Genomic DNA, 18,306 nt, shown 5'->3' on the forward strand with positions numbered 1-18,306 from the left:
GTCGTGATGTGGCGAATATTTCGTTGCGTTGATGATCGCCCGATGCTATCTACAGACTGCGCTTTAGTGCTTGGATGGCCCCTATATGCAGGCCTTCATGAAAGATCGTTCGAATCAGCACTTGCTCAATGGTGATTATCCCCATATCTGTGGGGGCAAACTCTTCTTCCATCCTGTCATGATAACGGCCTTGAATCAGGTCCGGCTGTTCTCTTAATAATTCAACTAGTGTAGATAGCTTAGGCGTTGTATCTGTAAAATGAGAAGGTGCTGTTCCGAACCCAAACCATTCACTAAAGCCCGAGGGAATCAGTACGTCTTCCTTCGCCAGTACCCAAATCCACAAATATTGATCCAGAAGAACATGTCCCAGATTCCAACGAATATTATTGTTGAACCTTTCTGGAATTATGTCTGCCTCCGCATCCGAAAGTCCATCTACTAGACTCAACAGTTCACTCCGATAGGTACGAAGCTGTTCAAACAAAACTTCATGTCTCTTTTTCATGGCAGTACTCCTTTTTTAAAATTCAGATTACTTACGCAATACCGTATTCCCCTCATAGAAGCTTCCCTGTAATAGAGTATGCTCGTAGGGCTTGGACGGATTGGCCATGCGCCAGAGCATTCGCTCGGCTGCACGAGCGCCTGCTTCCCTGACCAGCAAGATGGGACGAGTTAGTTCAGGCACCAGCGGATTTCGATCATTCTCCAGGCTTACCAGTGAACAATCGGCCGGAATGCTGCGCCCTGCCCGGCTGCTGGCGTAATAAATCCACGCCGGATCATGCTCGACTGCGCACAGGATAGCGGTAGCCTCCAGCTTGTCCAATTGGGAGGCTACGGCATCGGCCCACTGCTCCTTATCTACAATCCGCCCGATGACATGTTGCTCCGGTCGGACCTGTTGCCCCGCTTCCTCCATTGCTTCCTTAAATGCCTTCCAACGAATCTCAAGTCCCCGGTGCCGGGTCGTGTCTCCGATGTACAGAATGCGTGTATGATTCATCTCTGTCAGATATCGTACCGCTTGACGAATGGCTGTGCCCACATCCCAAATAACGCTGTCTACCGCTTCCGCCGCCGAAGGGAAATTAATGAGAATGCGTGGCAGCTCCAGGGCTAACAATTCCCGCTCCAGCTTGGCCGGCAGTGCCGGAGGAATAAAGATGCCATCCCAATAGGCCATCTGCTGTCGATCAAGCCACTGCTGTATGGATGCCGTGTCGCCCTCGCCCGGTGCTGCTAACGTCTGGACCACATGACCGAACTCCTCCATCTTCTCCTGAATCCCTTGCAGGATTAATTGGTGCAACGACAACCCTCGCAGTTCATTAGTCCATATATACCGGAAGACTCGGGGGCTGGGCGTGAAGCGTGGAATATGCTCGGCCGCCAGCCCCCTCTTCTGATCCCGAGTGAGGTAACCCGCCTTGCTCGCCGCCTTCACCACTATTTCTCGCGTCTCCTCGGACATGCCAGGCAACCCTCGCAGAGCCTTGGATACAGTATGGGCTGAGAGACCAAGCTGACTAGCTAATCTCTGCAATGTTATTTTCTTGCGATGTGGCATGTATTCCTTCTCCTTTCAAGTGAAAAGCGAAACTAAAACGAAACTAAAAACGAAACTTCCCCTCCACTATACTGAGATTGAGCTTACAAAACAACCGTTCATAGAAAGGAAGCGATTTGCAAAATGAAACCTAATATCCTGCCAACTTCTGCTGCCGGATGTGAGGAACTTATCCTGAATGGCCCCATGTGGACCTTCAAACCGTTGCGTATGCCCTTATTTGGTTACGAGCTCGATGAGCCGGGCCGCTGGAAGCAACCTAATCAGAACCATTCCTTTATTCAGGCCGCTCTCGAAGATCCGGCTAATGATTGGCATACATCAACCCCGGTACGGGTTCCCATGTCCTGGTCATCCGCCTTGTCTGAACCTGGAGACGCCGCCGTAATGGGCGACTTTGATTTCCCTTATTTTTGGCAATATGTCCATAAGGGGCAGTATGAACGACGATTCGATATTCCCGCTTCATTTATTGGCAAGCGCGTCAAGTTGAAGTTCATGAGCGTGAATTTCAAATGCTGGGTATATGTCAACGACAAGTTGGTTACTACGGAAGAAGTTGATCAGGACTATACCCATATCAACAAGCATCCTTTTGAAATCGATATCACGCACTTGGTGAATGTCCCTTCAACGGACAATCGTCTGACCGTTGTCGTTCAGGACTATACGGCGGCCTTCAAAGGAGAGTATCCGAACGAGGATTATCCTTACGATCCTGCCTGCGGAACCGATTATCCCCTCGGTGACCGATGTGAATATTACAATAAAGATCGTGGCTGGAGAAATCTCGATAACGGCCTGATTGGCGATGTGCTGCTCAAATCCGTCCCGGCGCTTCATGTCAAGGATGTTTATGTTCGGACATCGGTAACCGAGCAGACCATTGAGGCCGACATCCTGCTGCAAAATGAAGGATCTGCGAGCCGCACCTTCCACGTGTGCGCCACGGTCTACGAATATGCCAGTGAACGGGAAGCCCTGCCATTCAGCAATCAACCGGAGGTCACTCTGGCACCAGGCGAGAGCCTGGCTCTAACCCTTAGCCAGCCCTGGAGCCATCCTGTGCTGTGGTGGCCACACGCCCCGTTCCTCTATCAACTGCAGCTTGTACTCAAGGAGCAAGATCAAGCTTTCGCCGAACATACGGAACGTTTTGGCTTTCGGCAAGTCGAGGTCATCAAGGATACGGATGACGATGTACGCGGCTTCTATCTGAACAACGTGAGGACCCGCTTATACGGGGAATCCGTCGAGCCCACCTGGAAGGACGGGTATACAGAAGGCGTAGGGACCAGTGGCTTATACCTGTATAATCCTGAATACTGGAGCTGCTACATCGATACCGCCAAATCTCTGAATATTAATGTGCTCCGCACCCATCGGGGCATGTGGGTGAAGGCGTTATTCGATATTGCCGACGAGAAGGGCATGCTCATGATTGCCGAGAGCACCATCAATAATGGCAATCACCATGGGGCCATCGGTACCCAGGCCAATCAGCTAACGGCCGTGCGGGACATGGTGACCACACTACGCAATCACCCTTCTATTATTATGTGGTCACTGGCTAATGAATCCGGCTATGATGAAGCCTGGGCGGCAGAAGCACAAGCTCACGACAGCACCCGGCCGATGGTAGTCACGCAGGCTACCCCAAGGTATCCCTCTCCCTCGTTGGCGGCAGCGGGCGTCTCCTATAGCTTTGGCCTTAACGGATATGCGCCGGACATTTATCACCGCCATGACGAACACTGGAAGCCACAGCTTATTTTTGTATATGAAGACAACGCTTGTTATGACCAGCCGGCCCCTGAGGAGCGCGTGCGTGCGGTACAGCAGGCTATGACGATTTTTCGCGGACACCGCGCTACGGGTTATGAAATCATCAACACCTATTATTCCTTGCAAAAGGTATTCGGGCAGCAAACCACGCCGGAGACAAAACGCCTGCCCCTTAGCTGGACCGAGGAAGACCTGACACAGCCCGGATATCGGCCCGACTTTGCAATAATGCCCTTGCTTGACCCTTGGACGGACCGCAGTCATCCACGCGTGCTGGACCCGATTACCGGCTATGCTGATTCACCTGAAGCCTATTGGAGACGCTCCTATGCTCCGGTCGCCGTCTTTGATTATGAATATGATATGCGTACAAGCATTGAAGCAGCCGACAATCCGTATTGGGGCAAGGCGACGCCGATCAGAAGGCTGACCGTTCACAATGACGATCTGCAAGATATGGCTACCGAAATCGAGGTTCTCTACGAGGTAACCGCAGCAGCTTCAGGGCAAAGGATCGATCAGGGCAGCTTTACGCTGGAGGTACCGCTGGGCGGCATGCGTACGCATACCCTCGCTCTCCACTTCGGAGACGAAGCCGCGATTCACGTGACCTACAAGGCCTACAAATCAGGAGTAGAGCGCTTCACAGAAACGGTCTATCTGGATAGCGGACAACAAGCAGGCATCACTCCGTATCAGTCTGAGCCAGGCGGCAACAGCATGGAGATGAGACTGGACGATGAGCATGGCTATGAGCACAATGCTTATTACCTTCAATTCAATCCTTGGATTGGTCTTGAGGGCAACTACGACATCTACTTACATGTGCCTGAAGAGCATGTGCGCCCAGGCAGTAGCCAAAGGGTCGAGATTCAGCATGATACTATTAATACAACCCTAAGCGTCGACCTCTCGGGCTCAGGCTGGCTACGGCTGGGAAGCGCCCCGCTGCCTATGAAACCAGGGCAATTTGAGAACAGCATCAAACTGGTGGCGGGCAGCGACAACGGATGGATTGCAGGCGATGCCATCAAGCTCATGCGAATGGATTAAACAAATGACCTCAGCTCTCCATGTTATGGTGGAGGCTGAGGTCATTTATAGTTCAATGCTATTCTACCTTGAAGGGCAAGCTTGCCGTGCCTACGTGCCCGGTCGCATCATATACATAAGCAAACAGTCGATAATAGCCGGGAATCTCTGGAGTTCTAAGCTGCCTCCGCCCCACATCCCCGATAGCTGACGGGTCCGGTTCCTGTGCCACCGGAACGATATCAGCCGGGTAAGCGGTCGCTCCCTTCTTATACTCCTCCCTGATCTCCCATACATAGGTTAACGGGTCACTTTCACCATACGTATCCACCGTAATTTGGGCTAGGGCGTCCACGCCCGGTGCGAGAATAATGCTGTCAGAATCCAATTGGCCATTCAAGGTAATGGTCTGGATTCCCGGGGCGCGGTCGGCCGGATAGCTTCCGTTCCACGCTTTGTACATCGCGTCGTAAATTCCGGTCTTCTGGGTATGATTCTCCAGGAACATGTTATACCAGGTATGGGTCATCCCCACCACATCGGCGCCCTTGAAGACAAAGGAACCGATATTCCTGCCCTGATAGGGTGCAATATGATTAGTATAACGATCTATATATTGCTGTTCCTTGTAGTAGCTCTCCTGCTCCAGAGTGACCCCCCAAGTCGTCTTGGCACTTTCAGTCAAGCTGGTAGCGGACTGGTCCACGCCAAACTCGGTCACCATATAAGGACCAATCCAATGCCCTTGGCCAGATGCCGTGCCGGTTACATTCGTATGGACATTGCCTATATGCTTGTAAGAGTTCACGGCCACAATATCGATAGCTGGCGCATACAATCTTGTATTTTGCACCTTGATCGGACTCGAGCCCGCCAATACGATGACGGTTGGATGATTTTTGTCCTGCTCTTTAATATACTGAGCCAAATGATTGATGGCATCATAGACCTCTCTTGGGCTAGTCGTCTTATCTACCTCGTTGCCCACACCCCAGGCCAATACAGCAGGATGATCCTTATACTTGTCCACATAGGTCTTCAATTGATTTAAGTTGCTTTGGATCTTAGGCTTGTTATTGACAAAATCATCATCGCTGTAATGCTCGATCCATAACCCGATCATTACCTTGACGCCATTCGCCTCGGCCTCATCCAGCACTTCCCAGCCCTTCATATGCTTGTCCGAAGCATCGTAGGTTCGTACCGCATTTGCTCCCGCATCGGCAATCTCTGAAATAACCTCAGCACCGGCAACACCCTTCACCTCAAAGGGCTCTCCATCTACGGTAAGGCCAAATTGTCCATTCTCATCCTGAACAATCGCTACCTTCTTCACGCCTGTATATTGAGGAGAAGAAGGAGCGGCTGGTGTATCGTAAGCAATCAGCTTGAACTTCACCGCATCAGCCACCACGTTGCCCTCATCGTCGCAGACGATGCTTACATAGTCCTTACCCGCTCCCTGCATCTGATATTGACCTATCGAGTTCCATTGTCCGCCATTTTGCTTCATATTTACTGTTTGTGAGGTGTCCACTCCACCTCGGTGCTCAACTACGACGCCCACTTCATCAGCCCGGTTGGGATGGGCCGTCCAGTTAATGAATACCTCATAGGTACCCGGCGTCGTCAGCACAGGTGTGTATTTCGCATAATTCCAGTTCCCCTTGGTGCTGCAAACAGCATAATCCGTGCCAATCATCCCCGGTGTTTCGTTGCTAGTCTTCCATGCAGTTGCTTTACCATCAATAAAGGAACTGAACTCCGGCGATTTGTTATCAATAATTATTTCCGTGTTAAGTGGCAAGGGTTCCGGAGCAGGCTCCGGCGTTACAGAAGGCCAGGCTTTCGGAGGCGTACTCAGCTTCTGCGATAGTTCAAACATCACCGCATCGGCGGCTGTGTAGCCAGCATCATCACCTTTGATTTTCACGTAATCCTGCCCGTTCGTTCCCAAATAATACGTGCCGAGATAGACCCACTGCCCACCATTGATCGTCTGGTTCACCGTCAAGGAAGTATCCGTTTTCTGTCCATTAAAATATTTGATCTCAATTGGAGCGGCATCCGGACGGTTATCTGCTGCGGACCACCACATATAAATTTTGTAGTAGCCGGCATCCGTAATTGTCGGGGTCCACTTGGCCGCCACGCCCGTATCCGCTCCACTACTCACATCGCCTTTGTAATTACTGCCGTAATACCCGGGTACATGCGTACTGTCCGTCCAGGCCGCCTGCGGGGTAAAGGTGAATCCGCTATCGGCATTATCCACAATGATTCGTTCGCCTGTCTCCATGGCCGCTGCCCGTTGGGCAGGAGCCACAGGGAAGACACCCACAAGCAAGAATACCGCTATTAATGACAACACCCATGCTTTGCTGAAAGAAATCTGTTTCATGCATCATCACTCCTTAGATATGATTGATCATCAACAGGTTCCTTCCACTCCAGTATCATGTATTTATAGCAATGCGCCTTGCTCTACCAATGCTTGTTGCAAGCCTTGCACATTCAGATCACGCAGTTCTGTCCCCTGGAGGACTGCAAGTCCGGCCGCCGTCCCCGCTGCATGGCCGGTGGCCATGCAGCTCGGCGTAAGACGCGTGGTGCCCAGTGCCTCATGCGAGGTGGAAATGCAACGACCCGCTGCGAGTAAATTGCTAATATTTCTGGACTGTAAGCTACGAAATGGAATATCGTAGGCTCCGTCGCCCTCCACCCAGGATACGATAACATCCCCGCCCTTGGGCGAATGGACATCGATGGGATATCCGCTTCTTGCAATACAATCTTCAAACCGGCGACCGGCGACCACATCATCCATTTCCAGCGTATACACGCCTTCTATTCTCCGGGTTTCACGAATGCCAATTTGAGCACCTACCTGTGAAATGACCGCAGACTCGAAGCCCGGCAGTTCCTTCCGCATAAAGTCAGCCACCATCAACACCTGCTTGCGCCCCTGCTCCTCCGCCTCGGTCAGGTCCTCCATCTTCGTACCGTCCAGTCCCTGTACACGCGTCATATTAACGAGAACCTCGTCGGATTCCGGTCCGGTAAAGAACAGGACTTGATCACGATTAATCGGCAATTCGGCTTGCTTCCAATGCTTGTAGAAGCCTTGCACCGCCGTTAATGGCAGTTCCGGCAGCTCGGCGATCGGTGTCTTGGGATAAAATTCCTCCGGATGCTCCAGCATATACTGCTTCACGACCTCAAGATCGACATTCCGCATGCGGAATTTCATGGTCATCGGCTGCGTGGCCTCATCCTGGTCCCTTCCCTTCAAGCAGTGGGCACCGGAGAGATAGGCAATATCGGCATCACCCGTCGTATCTACGAACACCTTCCCCGCCACCTCGATCCGGCCGGACTTGGAGGTGAGAATGACCGAAGATATTCGGTCATCTTCACTTTTACGGACCTCATCTACAAAGCTATGCAGCAACAGCTTGACGCCAGCTTCCTTGAGCATGTCAACTGCCAACACCTTATACACTTCGGGATGATAGGGCGTCACCGTATGAACAAAACCACAAGTGTCCCGGACATGCCCCGGGGACGCCCCCAGCGCCTGCAAGCGTTCTACAATCTCTTGCGCGATACCGCCAATCACTTGCTTCCCGTCAGAAGTATGATAAGTCATCCACGGATAGACCAGTGCAGCCGTGGACATGCCGCCGATAAAGCCATAGCGTTCAATCAGTACCGTACGCGCTCCTGTGCGTCCGGCAGCAATCGCCGCACTCACTCCCGCCGGACCTGCACCTACTACTACCACATCCGCTTCTATGATTCGATTCACTTGGATCACCTCCTGTATTAGTTGCCTGATGTCTTGTACCAATCATTCACTTCTTGCACCGTAGCTTCCCCACCCTCGGCGTTGAACCGCTGACGGAAGCTCTCCAGACTGCCGGCTGATGTCGAGCCAAAAATTAGATTGACCATCGTATCGTTGGACAAGGTGTCCAGGCTCTGGCTGTTCTTGGAGAACTCGGGAAGGTAGGGAGCCAGACGCAACGCATCACGCTGTGCCGCTTCCTCCGGCTGCTTCATGTTCAGGAACTCGTAAGCCTCAAACATGACCGGGTCCTTACGTACCCGAGCCTGCCAGTAAATCGGGTATTTCTCCTCATCCAGTCCGATCAGGAAATTGTTAGCCCGGTTGCGCTCATCCGTGAAAATAGGGTTGATCGGCACATAAGCTTCGTTCTCATAGGTGTAATGCTTGCCCTCTTCCCCCAGTACCACCAGCTTGAAGGTCTCTTCTTCCAGCATGGCATCAATCCATTTGATGATGTCCTCCTTGTGTTTGGCAGACTTCGGAATCATCGTAATCCGGTCAAAGCCACTCGCTGCCGATAGGCCCATCTGTCCGTCGGCTCCCTGGAGTGTCGGGATAAAAGCCAGCTTGGCTTCGGGATGATTCTTCTTAATGGCTTCTACCAAAGGTGTTACCTCAGCCCAGGTTGTCGGGATGACACCGGCCTGACCGTTCGTCAATTTTTCCTTAAGGTTAGCGACCTTGTTAATAACAAAATCGTTATCCAGCAGCTTCCGTTGGAACAAGTCGTTCATGAAGGCTACATAATCCTCCAGGGTCGGAGCCAGCGCACGTGGTAACAGTTCCCCATCCACTTCGTTCCAGGCATTGGTCAAGCCGAAAGCACCGGAAATATTGGCCGGAAAAGGATCGGTTCCCAAAATACTGAACGGAATATTCTGACCCCCATTGCCTCCAGGGTCCTTCTCCTGAAACTGCTCCAGCACGTAAACAAATTCATCTACCGTTGTTGGAAGCGGCAATCCCAATTGATCCAGCCAATCCTGGCGAATCAGCAAGCCGCCGCCCACAAATTCCATCGTACGGTTGCCAATACCATAAATCTTGCCGTCAATCGTCAAGGCGTCCAAGGTAACCTCGGAAAGTGCCTTCTTGATATTGGGACCGTATTCGTCAATTAACGGGGTCAGGTCCGTCAAAGCACCACGCACCGCATAGTCCGCAAACAGCGCTTTATCCGCACTGGTTCCCCTCACCGCAATGGCGTCATACTCCTCGCCCGAGGCAATGACGATGTTCAATTTGTCTTGCGGATTATCGGCAGGCAGCATATCATATTGAACTTTGTATCCCGTTCGTTCCTCAAGCACCGCTGCCACCGGATACGTATTGTAATCCTCCGGCTGGCTCGGATACAGCACCTTCAACTTCGGCTTGGTCGCATTCGCTTCCTGCCCAGGTGCCGTCGAGGTATCCCCTTGCTGCCCTCCTCCTGTATTGCACGCCGCCAATCCCAGCATTAAGGCCACCGATAATAACACACTCAACCATTTTCTCTGTAACATGCAGAACCCTCCTCTAAGTTAGTTGCCACTTCTTGCCCAGGTAGTTATCCCTTCACTGAGCCAATCAAAACCCCTTTGACAAAATACTTTTGTAAAAAAGGATAGACGCAAAGGATTGGAACCGTCGACGCAATGACCGCTGCCGCCCGGACACCCTCACCCGGCAAGTTCATCATGTCGTCAGGTGACATTCCCAAGGCTGCCAGGTCCGCATTGATTACGATGTCCTTCAAGTAAATTTGCAAAGTCTTTAGAGCCGGATCACTGATATACAACATGGCGCTAAAGAAATCGTTCCAGTAGCCTACGGCATAAAACAACGAAATCGTCGCAATCACAGGACTGCTAATCGGTAGAATGATGCGGAACAAAATGGTGAACGTTCTTGCTCCGTCTATTTTTGCCGATTCCTCCAATGCTTCAGGCAGTCCCTCGAAATAGCTCTTCATCACCAGCAAATTAAACACGCTGATCATGCCCGGCAAGATTAACGAGCCTAAATGATTCAATAGGTTCAGTTCGCGAATCAGCAAGTAGTTGGGAATAATCCCTCCACTGAACAGCATCGTGAACACGAACAAAATAAGAATGAAGCTGACTCCCGGAATTTGCGGCTTGGACAGCGGGTACGCGGTGACGGCGGTTAGCAATATGGCCATGACAGTACCGATTACAGTGACCAGCGCAGATATTCCCAGCGAGCTTGTAAAGTTGCTGGAGGTTACTACAAATTTAAGCGTTTCCAATTGAAAGCCGATAGGAAGGATTGTAACCTTCCCCGAGACAACCGCCCATTCTTCACTGACTGACTTGGCCAGCAAGTTCAGGAACGGCGTCAAGGTCATTACAGCCAAGGCGATCATGAACAGATAGATGAATCCGTCAAGCAGCCAGTCCTTGGCGTTCCTCTTTTTTAGCATAGCTGCTCCCCCTTACCAAATACTGCGCTTCACTAGCTTTTTACTCATTTGATTCCCGAAGATAACCAGCAAAAATCCGACAACGGAATTGAACAGGCCCACGGCGGTACTGAAGCTGTAATCCAGCTTACCCAAGCCCATTCGGTACACATAAGTCCCGATGACATCCCCCGTGGCATAAACAATCGGATTGTACATCGTCAGGATTTGCTCGGTCCCGGCCTCCAGCACATTGCCAATTCGCAAAATGAACATTAACACGATGGTAGGCAAAATGCCGGGCAGCGTAATATGCAGCATACGTTGTATCCGCCCTGCTCCATCAATCTCGGCCGCTTCATATTGCTCCTGCTCGATCCCGGAGATGGCTGCGATAAAGATGATGGCGTTCCAGCCCGACTCCTTCCACCCAGCAGTGAAGACTACCAGGCTTCGGAAGACGCTGTTGTCGGTAAAGAAGGCAATTGGCGATCCCCCAAACATCTTGATCAGTTCATTAACCATCCCTCCCGAGGGTGATAGGATGGTGACAAACAAGCTCGTAATAATGACCCAGGATAGAAAATGGGGTAAATATACGATTGTTTGCACGGTTTTCTTGAACCATAGAATTCTCACTTCGTTTAGCAGCAGCGCGATCAAAATCGGCAGCGGAAAGAGCAGCACGATTTTGTAAAAGCTGATCAGCAAGGTATTGACCAATACCTGGAGAAATTCCGGTGAATGGAACAGCTTCTCGAATTGCTTAAGCCCCACCCACGGACTTCCCCCAATGCCGCTAAAAATATTAAAGTCTTGAAAGGCGATTAGCACACCGTACATCGGCGTATATTTGAACAACAGCATGAATAAAATCCCGGGCAGTAATAACAGATACATCTCCCAGTGTTGTCGAATCTGCCTAACCACTTTTGTCTCCCCCCTCCGTTGTTAGCCTCATTATAGAAAAGGCAGGAGGAGGTTAGTAGATATCGATCTTTCGATTTCTGACTCGATTTATCGAAGTATCAAAAAGCCCTCTCCCTAAACCAACAAGAGAAGGCTGAAATGTATTATTTTTCTATCCGTTGCAGCAGCATCCTTACGGTAACGGCCGTTCCCTTACCCGGTTCGGAATAAATGCTCAAGCCATAACCTTCGCCAGAGAACAGCCGGATGCGCTCATGTACATTATACAGTCCATACGAGCCTCCCCGACCCGCAGCATCAGCATCAGGCTTACCGTAGTGCAGCATTCGCTTGGCTGTCTGCATCTCCATTCCTACGCCGTCATCCGACACCACCATCCACAATTCCTCCCCTTCGGTATAAGCTTCGATTTGAATTCGTCCCGACATATCTCTTGTATGTTGAATACCGTGCAGTAGAGCATTCTCCACTAAAGGCTGGAGCGTCAGCTTTGGCATCATGTACCCCGCCAATTCGTCACCACCAATAATTTCGTATTCGAAGCTATCTTTGAACCGATGTCTCTGAATTTCCAGGTACACTCTGGCCAGCTCCAATTCATCCGCAACACTGACCATATCCTGCCCCTTATTCAAGCTCAAGCGGAAATACTGGGCCAGTCCGTCAATCATTTGGCTTATATCCGGAGCATCATGCTTCCGCGCCAGCCAATTAATTGAATCCAGCGTGTTGTAGAGAAAGTGGGGATTAATCTGTGCCTGCAAAGCTCGCAGCATGGCCTCACGCTCCTGAACCTTGGCAGTATAGGCCTCTCCCATCAAGCGGTGGAGCTTGTGAATCAATACGTTGACGCTACTCTCAAGTATCCGGTTGTCTTTAGCACCATCCTGCATCTGCTCGTCCAGACTCTCAATCCCCTCCCGGCGAATTGAATGGACCACTGTGCGCACTCGTCGGCTCATGCTGCGCACAAAGAACATTTGCAGCACAAACAGCAAGATGACGAACAATAACGTGGTTCCCAGCAAGCCGGTAAGTCCGGAAAATTGATTCAGTTCCACCACCCGGCCAGCAATGACTTCCTGCGGCACTTCCACAACCAGCCTCCAATTCGTCGTACGAAGCGAGGTGAAAATCGCGTACTGCTTGTCCCCTTCCCGTTCAAAAGCCTGCACGCCCTCCGTACGATTGGAGATTACGCCGCGCACGTCCTCCGCCAACGTTCCGCCAACTGCCTGCAAATCGCTATGGTACATGACTGTATTGTGTTCATCCACCAAATATACGGCTCCGGCCTCGCCGCTGCCAATTCCACCAAGATCGGCTGCAATGTCACTTACCGCCTGCATGTCCAGATCAATGACCAGCAAGCCCGAGGGCACATTGAAATCGCGGTAGAAACGCAAGACCCGGGCATTGGAAAATACATAGGCGGGGGACTGGTCAAGATAGCTTTGAAGATGCAAGCCACCCCACACGCCCGAGCCGCCTGCCTCCAGTGCCCGAGTTACCCAAGGGGTGCCAAACACATCATCAAGGGCAAAGAAATTAATGCCCTCCCGGGAATAATTTTTTGAATGGTCTACATACAAGCGGATCTTATCCACCTTGTCATTTGTCTGTGCCGGCTCAATGACTTTCTCGCGTAAATCCTTCAGTTGCTTATGCTGCTCCATATAAGATTCCACAGTACCGTCGGTGCTCAGCGAGCCAATCAAGACGGGATTGATCATCAATGAATCCGATAAATCCTCGATGCGTCCAAAGTGGTAATCAATGTTGGTTCCGGCTTGCTTCAACGTTTGCAGCATCGTCTGGGTCACTTCATCCACCAGGATATCCGAAGCGCGTCCCGAGTAGAAATGGATCATGAAGGAAGCTGGCAGCAACACTATGATCAGGTAAGCGGCCAGCCACTTGCGGGCTCCCACCAGCTCGCGAAGCATACTCTTCAAGCCATCCCAATGTCTTCTCAAGCGGATTGCCACGGATGTTCTCCTCCTTCAGCCACTCACAGCACCTCATTGCGGTAAGCGCTGGGTGTCACACCGGTATGCTTCTTGAACAGCTTGCTGAAATAGCTTGGGTTCATGTAGCCCACCTTGCTGGCTATTTCGTAAAATTTAATGGCTGGGTCGCGCAGCATCTCCTTGGCCTTCTCCATCCGTACCTTGGTCAGATACTCTACCACCGTTTCGCCCGTTTCCTGCTTGTAGAAAAAACACATATAGGTCGGAGACAGAAAGACCTCCTCCGCTATTTTTTCAATCGACAAATCTTCCCCGTACTTCGCACCAATGACCTGTCTGATCCGTTCTACCGCATTTTTGGGCTTCGTCCGCCGCTTGTCGCGAATCTTCTCGCAGATTTCCAGCAAATAGCCCGTAACTGCCTGCTCCAGCTCGCTTAATGTCTCCAGACGATACAAGCGCTCGAACAATTCCTTCTCTTTGCTGTCCGTCTCCGCATCATGAATCTGCAACTCAATCAGCAGCCGATTGGCGATAAGCAGCCATTCCAGGGTGATGTTGCGGACATAGATTACACCCTTGTGGCGGTGACGCGCCCACTGGCCGAATATTTGGCGCAGCTCTTCCTTCAATTCGGCAGCATCGCCCGTCCGCATGGCAGATACAAATACATCATTGGAGCCATGCTCCACCCGTGGATATTCATCCTCTCTACTGGCATAGTGATCGAGGGTAATAATGCGCTGGCCTCCCAGATACCATTTTTGTTGAACCGCTTCCCGCGCATAGCTGTAGGACAAGGGTAATTCCGCCAGCCCATTCACCCGCTCCCCCACTCCGATCGTCACGCTCACTCCCAGCCAACGTTCCAGATTGTCGCGAATCTCGGTAGCCAGGAAGTAAAGTCCATCCTCCGGGTCATCTGCCTGCTCAGACCATAAGATGCCGATGTATTCGCCGTCCCTGTTCTCAATGATATAACCGCCCATATATTGATCAATTAATTCCTGGCAGACATTCATAATCGCATAGGAGACCAATTGCCTGGACGCCTCAGTCTGCTGCTCTGCCAGTTCCTTCTGTCCATCGAGACTGACTGAAATAATCCAGTAATCAGCATCGACCGGCAGCTTCAGCCCGAGGAACTCCAGCCTCTCCTGAACCTGATCAGGCTGGTATTTTAACCCGTCCTTGATGAGCGACATCAGGAACTTTTCCCTGAGTAATGGCATGCTCAAGGACAGCTTACTGCGCATATCCGCTATACGCAGGCGGCCTTGCTCCTCTGCCTGGAGCTGTTTGATTACGCTTTCAATTACCTCATGCAGTTCGTCGATTCGCACCGGCTTGAGGATATAATCAATAGCCTTTACCTGCAAGGCATTTCTCAGATAGTCCACATCATCATGTCCACTCACGAACACGATCTTGATGAACGGATTACGTGCGCTTAGCTGCTTGGTTAACTGAATGCCATCCATCTGAGGCATTCGTACATCGGTCACGACGATATCCGGCAGGACCTCCTCTACCAGTGCAAGCGCCTGAACACCATCCTGTGCCGTCCCGACCACTTCGATATCAAAGGCCTGCCAGTCCAGATGATGTTGCAGCCCTTCCCGCACAGATTCCTCGTCATCCACAATGATTGCTTTATACATGCTTGTCCACCGCCGGTTGTCAGAGATTTTGCTAATCTTTTGCGAATAATTCTATATGACCTTTCGCCAGTTGCCAAGAGGGGGATACTGGTTCGATGATTAAATAGCGGTGACAATGACAGGCAGACTTGACAATAAATAAAGGCCTTGAGGAGATGATCCTCAAGGCCTTCTTAAGTATTACATTATTACGCTGGTACGCTGGATTGAGCCAATGCTCGGCTGTTGTGGCCAGAATTAATCCCATTAACGAGTCTGCGTTTGCTTCCGAACGAGGGGAGCTACTTCAGTGCCGAATAAACGAATGGCCTCCATCACTTCCTGATGGGGCATCGAACCGTGAGGGACATGGAGCAGGAACCGATCGATCCCAATCTCCTGATGCAGGTAAATAATTTTATCTGCCACCGTTTGCGGATCGCCCACATAAAGCGCCCCCTCAAAGCGACAAGCTACTTCATAATCGGATTGAAGATAAGGCGGAGTCCCCTTCTCCTTGGCTCTAAAGTTCGTTCTGGCAAAGGTAGATGGATAAAATTGCGCCAAGGCCTTCTCTGTCGTCTCCGCCACAAATCCGTGGGAATGGGAGGCTACCGGCAGCTTGGCGATATCATGACCAGCCCGCTTGGCCGCTTCTTTATACAAGGCTACATGCTCTTTGTAATCATCCGGCTTCACATTACCGATAATCGCCAAAGCAAATGGAAGCCCCATCTCACCTGCCTTGGCGGCAGATTCAAGGCTTCCAGCGCTCCCGATCCAGATAGGCAACGGCTGCTGCACCGGACGAGGATAAATCCCCTGATGGTGAATCGCCGGGCGGTGCTTGCCTGACCAGGTTACGAATTCGGATGCTTGGATCTGGAGCAGCAGCTCCAGCTTCTCCTCGAACAATTCTTTATAGTCCTCCAGATCGCATCCAAAGAGCGGGAACGACTCCAGGAAGGAGCCCCGCCCTACCATTATTTCAGCCCGCCCATTCGACAGGCCGTCCAAAGTGGCAAAATCCTGAAATACTCTGACCGGATCACAGGAGGATAAAATCGTCACCGCGCTCGTCAGACGAATTCTCTGTGTCCGCGCTGCCGCTGCCGCCATGATTACCGCAGGCGAGGAGGCAGCAAAATCAGGACGATGATGCTCCCCTATCCCATACACATCCAGGCCCACCTCATCGGCTAGCACTATTTCCTCAACTACCTCACGTATTCGCTCGGCATGACTTAACGTTACCCCCGTCCCCACATCCGGAGTCGTTTCTACAAAGCTGCTAATTCCCAGTTCCATTTCTCTCTTCCTCCACCAATTGCGTCCAATTTAAATATTTTATAAGTATAATATCTAAAATTGTCTTCAACAAGCGGGTACAACCTTACTGTAGCTAAAACTTGATGGTTGAAGGTAAACTATATAAAACGCTATGCCTGACTTCGGCCTAGAGCAGAAGCGGCATGTTACAGTTAAGGAAGGTGTCATTATGGGTGAAGTAGAGCAATATTGGAACCGATTTGCACAGCAACATCAATTAGTGTTGAACACGCCCGATTCCTGGATGTTTGGGGATGGGACAGAGCAAATGGGCAATGAATTAGGCGAATTGGTGGTGAAAGGCATCAAGACAGGGACCTGTTCCTCCTTACAAGTATATGAATTGGAACATGAGAGTTATCCCGAAGTTGGACAATACGATATTGTTCTGGACGGGCAAAATCGTCCGCTAGTGATTATTCAGTATACCAACATAGAGATTATCCCGATGAACAAAGTGACTGAAGAGTTTGCCAAGTCCGAAGGAGAAGGCGACTTAAGCTATTCCTATTGGTATGAGGAACATGAAAGATTCTTCACCTGGGAACTGGGACTCTACGGCCTCTCCTTTTCCCCGGATATGTTACTGGTATGTCAAAATTTCAAAGTGGTTGATATTTACAAAGATTGATGTTCCTGAATCATCCAGTGATACTGCAAATCGCCAAGCCCATATTCGGGAAATCGTTTCAACAAGCTGTTGATGAGGTTTTCATCACCTGCATGGCCCCTGATGTATTTGACAATCGGGCTCTTCTCCTCTCTATAAGTCAAATACATGTTGATTGCCTGATAAGTGACGGGCATCATCTGGGAAGCCGGTTTTTGGCGGTTAACTATAGCCGCCTTATAAACCTCCAGGTAACCGCTAATATCAAGCTCATAGGCTTCATCCAGCATTTCATCCGTTCTCTCCAGGGCCATACAGAACAGCACATCGCCGTTATAACCAATTTGCTCCAGATAGGCAGCGATTGTAATTAAGTTCATCTGGCAAAACATATCGTCGCCAAACCACAAGACAATAATCTCAAACTTTTCCTCAAACAAAGGCTTTAGCGCCTCAATTACATTTCCTCGGTATCCTTCCTCCGTCGTTCGTAATGATGTTGCCCGCTTCTCTATAAATGATTGCGAAAATATCTGTGGGTCCGCTTCGCCCCAGCACATCGCCTCATTAAATGACACATAGGTTGCCTTACTGTTCATCAGCTTATGGGTCTTGAATTTATTAAGCATATGGGAGCCATTGAGGATATGGAGAATATTTACAGGATATTTGGCCTTGGCTTCAATTTTCTCTTGCAAAAGTTTAATTGTATCATTCATCGTCTCGCTCCCCTTCTCATACCATTGTGGACTGGTTTTCTGATTCGTTTCTTGAATGGGTACTTGTGTCTGTCTATATTTATGGGGCGTAATCCCAAACAGATCCGTGAAAGCACGGGAAAAGGCCTCTTGCGATGAATACCCGTATTTTACTGCAATATGGAGAATGGTAGTTTCCGTATGTTTAAGATGTTCTGCCGCACGGGTAAGACGGCGTTTCTTGATATAGCTTTTCATAGTTTCACCGAAATATTGATGGAACAATACAGAGAAGTGGTAGGGCGAGTAGTTACACTGCTGAGCTACATCATTCAAAGTGAGGTCATTCTCCAGATTGGCTTCAACATACTGAATCGCCTTTTCAAATTCAAATTGCATCATGACGCATGCTCCTTTCGATGAATAGATTAACATAATCAGGTGGCTCTGCTTTGATATTAATTGCGATCATGACCCAAGGAAAG

13 protein-coding genes are annotated in these 18,306 nt (G+C 50.4%); 2 read left to right on the top strand and 11 right to left on the bottom strand.

Going from position 1 to position 18,306, the window contains the following annotated elements; translation table 11 throughout:
- Positions 1 to 49: 49 nt before the first annotated feature.
- The gene (locus BN3279_RS06500; protein WP_059049835.1) at positions 50 to 508 is read right to left on the bottom strand and encodes a DinB family protein; all 459 of its coding nucleotides are present in this window, start codon (positions 506 to 508) and stop codon (positions 50 to 52) included.
- 27 nt (positions 509 to 535) lie between these two features.
- Positions 536 to 1,573, bottom strand: a complete 1,038-nt coding sequence (locus tag BN3279_RS06505; RefSeq protein ID WP_059049836.1) for a LacI family DNA-binding transcriptional regulator — start codon at positions 1,571 to 1,573, stop codon at positions 536 to 538.
- Between the two features lie 123 nt (positions 1,574 to 1,696).
- On the opposite strand from BN3279_RS06505, the gene BN3279_RS06510 reads away from it, so the two are divergent.
- Positions 1,697 to 4,411, top strand: coding sequence for a glycoside hydrolase family 2 protein (locus BN3279_RS06510; protein WP_059049837.1), 2,715 nt, complete (start codon positions 1,697 to 1,699; stop codon positions 4,409 to 4,411).
- 58 nt (positions 4,412 to 4,469) lie between these two features.
- Here BN3279_RS06510 and BN3279_RS06515 read toward each other — a convergent pair whose 3' ends face one another.
- The 8 genes from BN3279_RS06515 to BN3279_RS06550 form a co-directional block, all read right to left on the bottom strand.
- Positions 4,470 to 6,791, bottom strand: coding sequence for a golvesin C-terminal-like domain-containing protein (locus BN3279_RS06515; protein WP_059049838.1), 2,322 nt, complete (start codon positions 6,789 to 6,791; stop codon positions 4,470 to 4,472).
- A gap of 63 nt (positions 6,792 to 6,854) precedes the next feature.
- A complete protein-coding gene (locus BN3279_RS06520; RefSeq protein ID WP_059049839.1) occupies positions 6,855 to 8,198 on the bottom strand; it encodes an FAD-dependent oxidoreductase in 1,344 nt (447 codons plus the stop codon).
- Between the two features lie 17 nt (positions 8,199 to 8,215).
- Positions 8,216 to 9,745, bottom strand: coding sequence for an extracellular solute-binding protein (locus BN3279_RS06525; protein ID WP_059049840.1), 1,530 nt, complete (start codon positions 9,743 to 9,745; stop codon positions 8,216 to 8,218).
- A gap of 44 nt (positions 9,746 to 9,789) precedes the next feature.
- Positions 9,790 to 10,665: a carbohydrate ABC transporter permease gene (locus tag BN3279_RS06530; protein ID WP_059049841.1), complete on the bottom strand. Its 876-nt coding sequence runs from the start codon at positions 10,663 to 10,665 to the stop codon at positions 9,790 to 9,792.
- Positions 10,666 to 10,677: 12 nt separating this feature from the next.
- Complete coding sequence (locus BN3279_RS06535; protein ID WP_082673005.1) at positions 10,678 to 11,544, bottom strand: ABC transporter permease; 867 nt, start codon at positions 11,542 to 11,544, stop codon at positions 10,678 to 10,680.
- Positions 11,545 to 11,717: 173 nt separating this feature from the next.
- Entirely contained in the window at positions 11,718 to 13,562 is a 1,845-nt protein-coding gene (locus tag BN3279_RS06540; protein WP_059049843.1) for a cache domain-containing sensor histidine kinase, read from the bottom strand.
- A gap of 23 nt (positions 13,563 to 13,585) precedes the next feature.
- Positions 13,586 to 15,205, bottom strand: a complete 1,620-nt coding sequence (locus BN3279_RS06545) for a response regulator (RefSeq protein ID WP_059049844.1) — start codon at positions 15,203 to 15,205, stop codon at positions 13,586 to 13,588.
- A 246-nt stretch (positions 15,206 to 15,451) separates the two neighbouring features.
- Positions 15,452 to 16,492 (bottom strand): Atu2307/SP_0267 family LLM class monooxygenase, encoded by a 1,041-nt coding sequence (locus tag BN3279_RS06550; RefSeq protein ID WP_059049845.1) that lies wholly within the window; start codon positions 16,490 to 16,492, stop codon positions 15,452 to 15,454.
- Between the two features lie 190 nt (positions 16,493 to 16,682).
- On the opposite strand from BN3279_RS06550, the gene BN3279_RS06555 reads away from it, so the two are divergent.
- The gene (locus BN3279_RS06555; protein ID WP_059049846.1) at positions 16,683 to 17,144 is read left to right on the top strand and encodes an ASCH domain-containing protein; all 462 of its coding nucleotides are present in this window, start codon (positions 16,683 to 16,685) and stop codon (positions 17,142 to 17,144) included.
- Here BN3279_RS06555 and BN3279_RS06560 read toward each other — a convergent pair.
- A complete protein-coding gene (locus BN3279_RS06560) occupies positions 17,132 to 18,223 on the bottom strand; it encodes a helix-turn-helix transcriptional regulator (RefSeq protein WP_082672966.1) in 1,092 nt (363 codons plus the stop codon). The two genes, BN3279_RS06555 and BN3279_RS06560, sit on opposite strands and share 13 nt — an antisense overlap.
- Between the last annotated feature and the right edge of the window lie 83 nt (positions 18,224 to 18,306).

Origin of the sequence: Paenibacillus senegalimassiliensis, from assembly GCF_001486585.1 — a bacterium.
GTDB lineage: Bacteria > Bacillota > Bacilli > Paenibacillales > Paenibacillaceae > Fontibacillus > Fontibacillus senegalimassiliensis.

Excerpts from the sequence above, each read along its gene's own strand:
- BN3279_RS06545 (WP_059049844.1), bottom strand. The coding sequence starts at position 15,205 with ATGTATAAAGCAATCATTGTGGATGACGAGGAATCTGTGCGGGAAGGG.
- BN3279_RS06560 (WP_082672966.1), bottom strand. The coding sequence starts at position 18,223 with ATGATGCAATTTGAATTTGAAAAGGCGATTCAGTATGTTGAAGCCAAT.
- BN3279_RS06555 (WP_059049846.1), top strand. The coding sequence starts at position 16,683 with ATGGGTGAAGTAGAGCAATATTGGAACCGATTTGCACAGCAACATCAA.
- BN3279_RS06535 (WP_082673005.1), bottom strand. The coding sequence starts at position 11,544 with ATGTATCTGTTATTACTGCCCGGGATTTTATTCATGCTGTTGTTCAAA.
- BN3279_RS06550 (WP_059049845.1), bottom strand. The coding sequence starts at position 16,492 with ATGGAACTGGGAATTAGCAGCTTTGTAGAAACGACTCCGGATGTGGGG.
- BN3279_RS06530 (WP_059049841.1), bottom strand. The coding sequence starts at position 10,665 with ATGCTAAAAAAGAGGAACGCCAAGGACTGGCTGCTTGACGGATTCATC.
- BN3279_RS06525 (WP_059049840.1), bottom strand. The coding sequence starts at position 9,745 with ATGTTACAGAGAAAATGGTTGAGTGTGTTATTATCGGTGGCCTTAATG.
- BN3279_RS06515 (WP_059049838.1), bottom strand. The coding sequence starts at position 6,791 with ATGAAACAGATTTCTTTCAGCAAAGCATGGGTGTTGTCATTAATAGCG.
- BN3279_RS06505 (WP_059049836.1), bottom strand. The coding sequence starts at position 1,573 with ATGCCACATCGCAAGAAAATAACATTGCAGAGATTAGCTAGTCAGCTT.
- BN3279_RS06500 (WP_059049835.1), bottom strand. The coding sequence starts at position 508 with ATGAAAAAGAGACATGAAGTTTTGTTTGAACAGCTTCGTACCTATCGG.
- BN3279_RS06510 (WP_059049837.1), top strand. The coding sequence starts at position 1,697 with ATGAAACCTAATATCCTGCCAACTTCTGCTGCCGGATGTGAGGAACTT.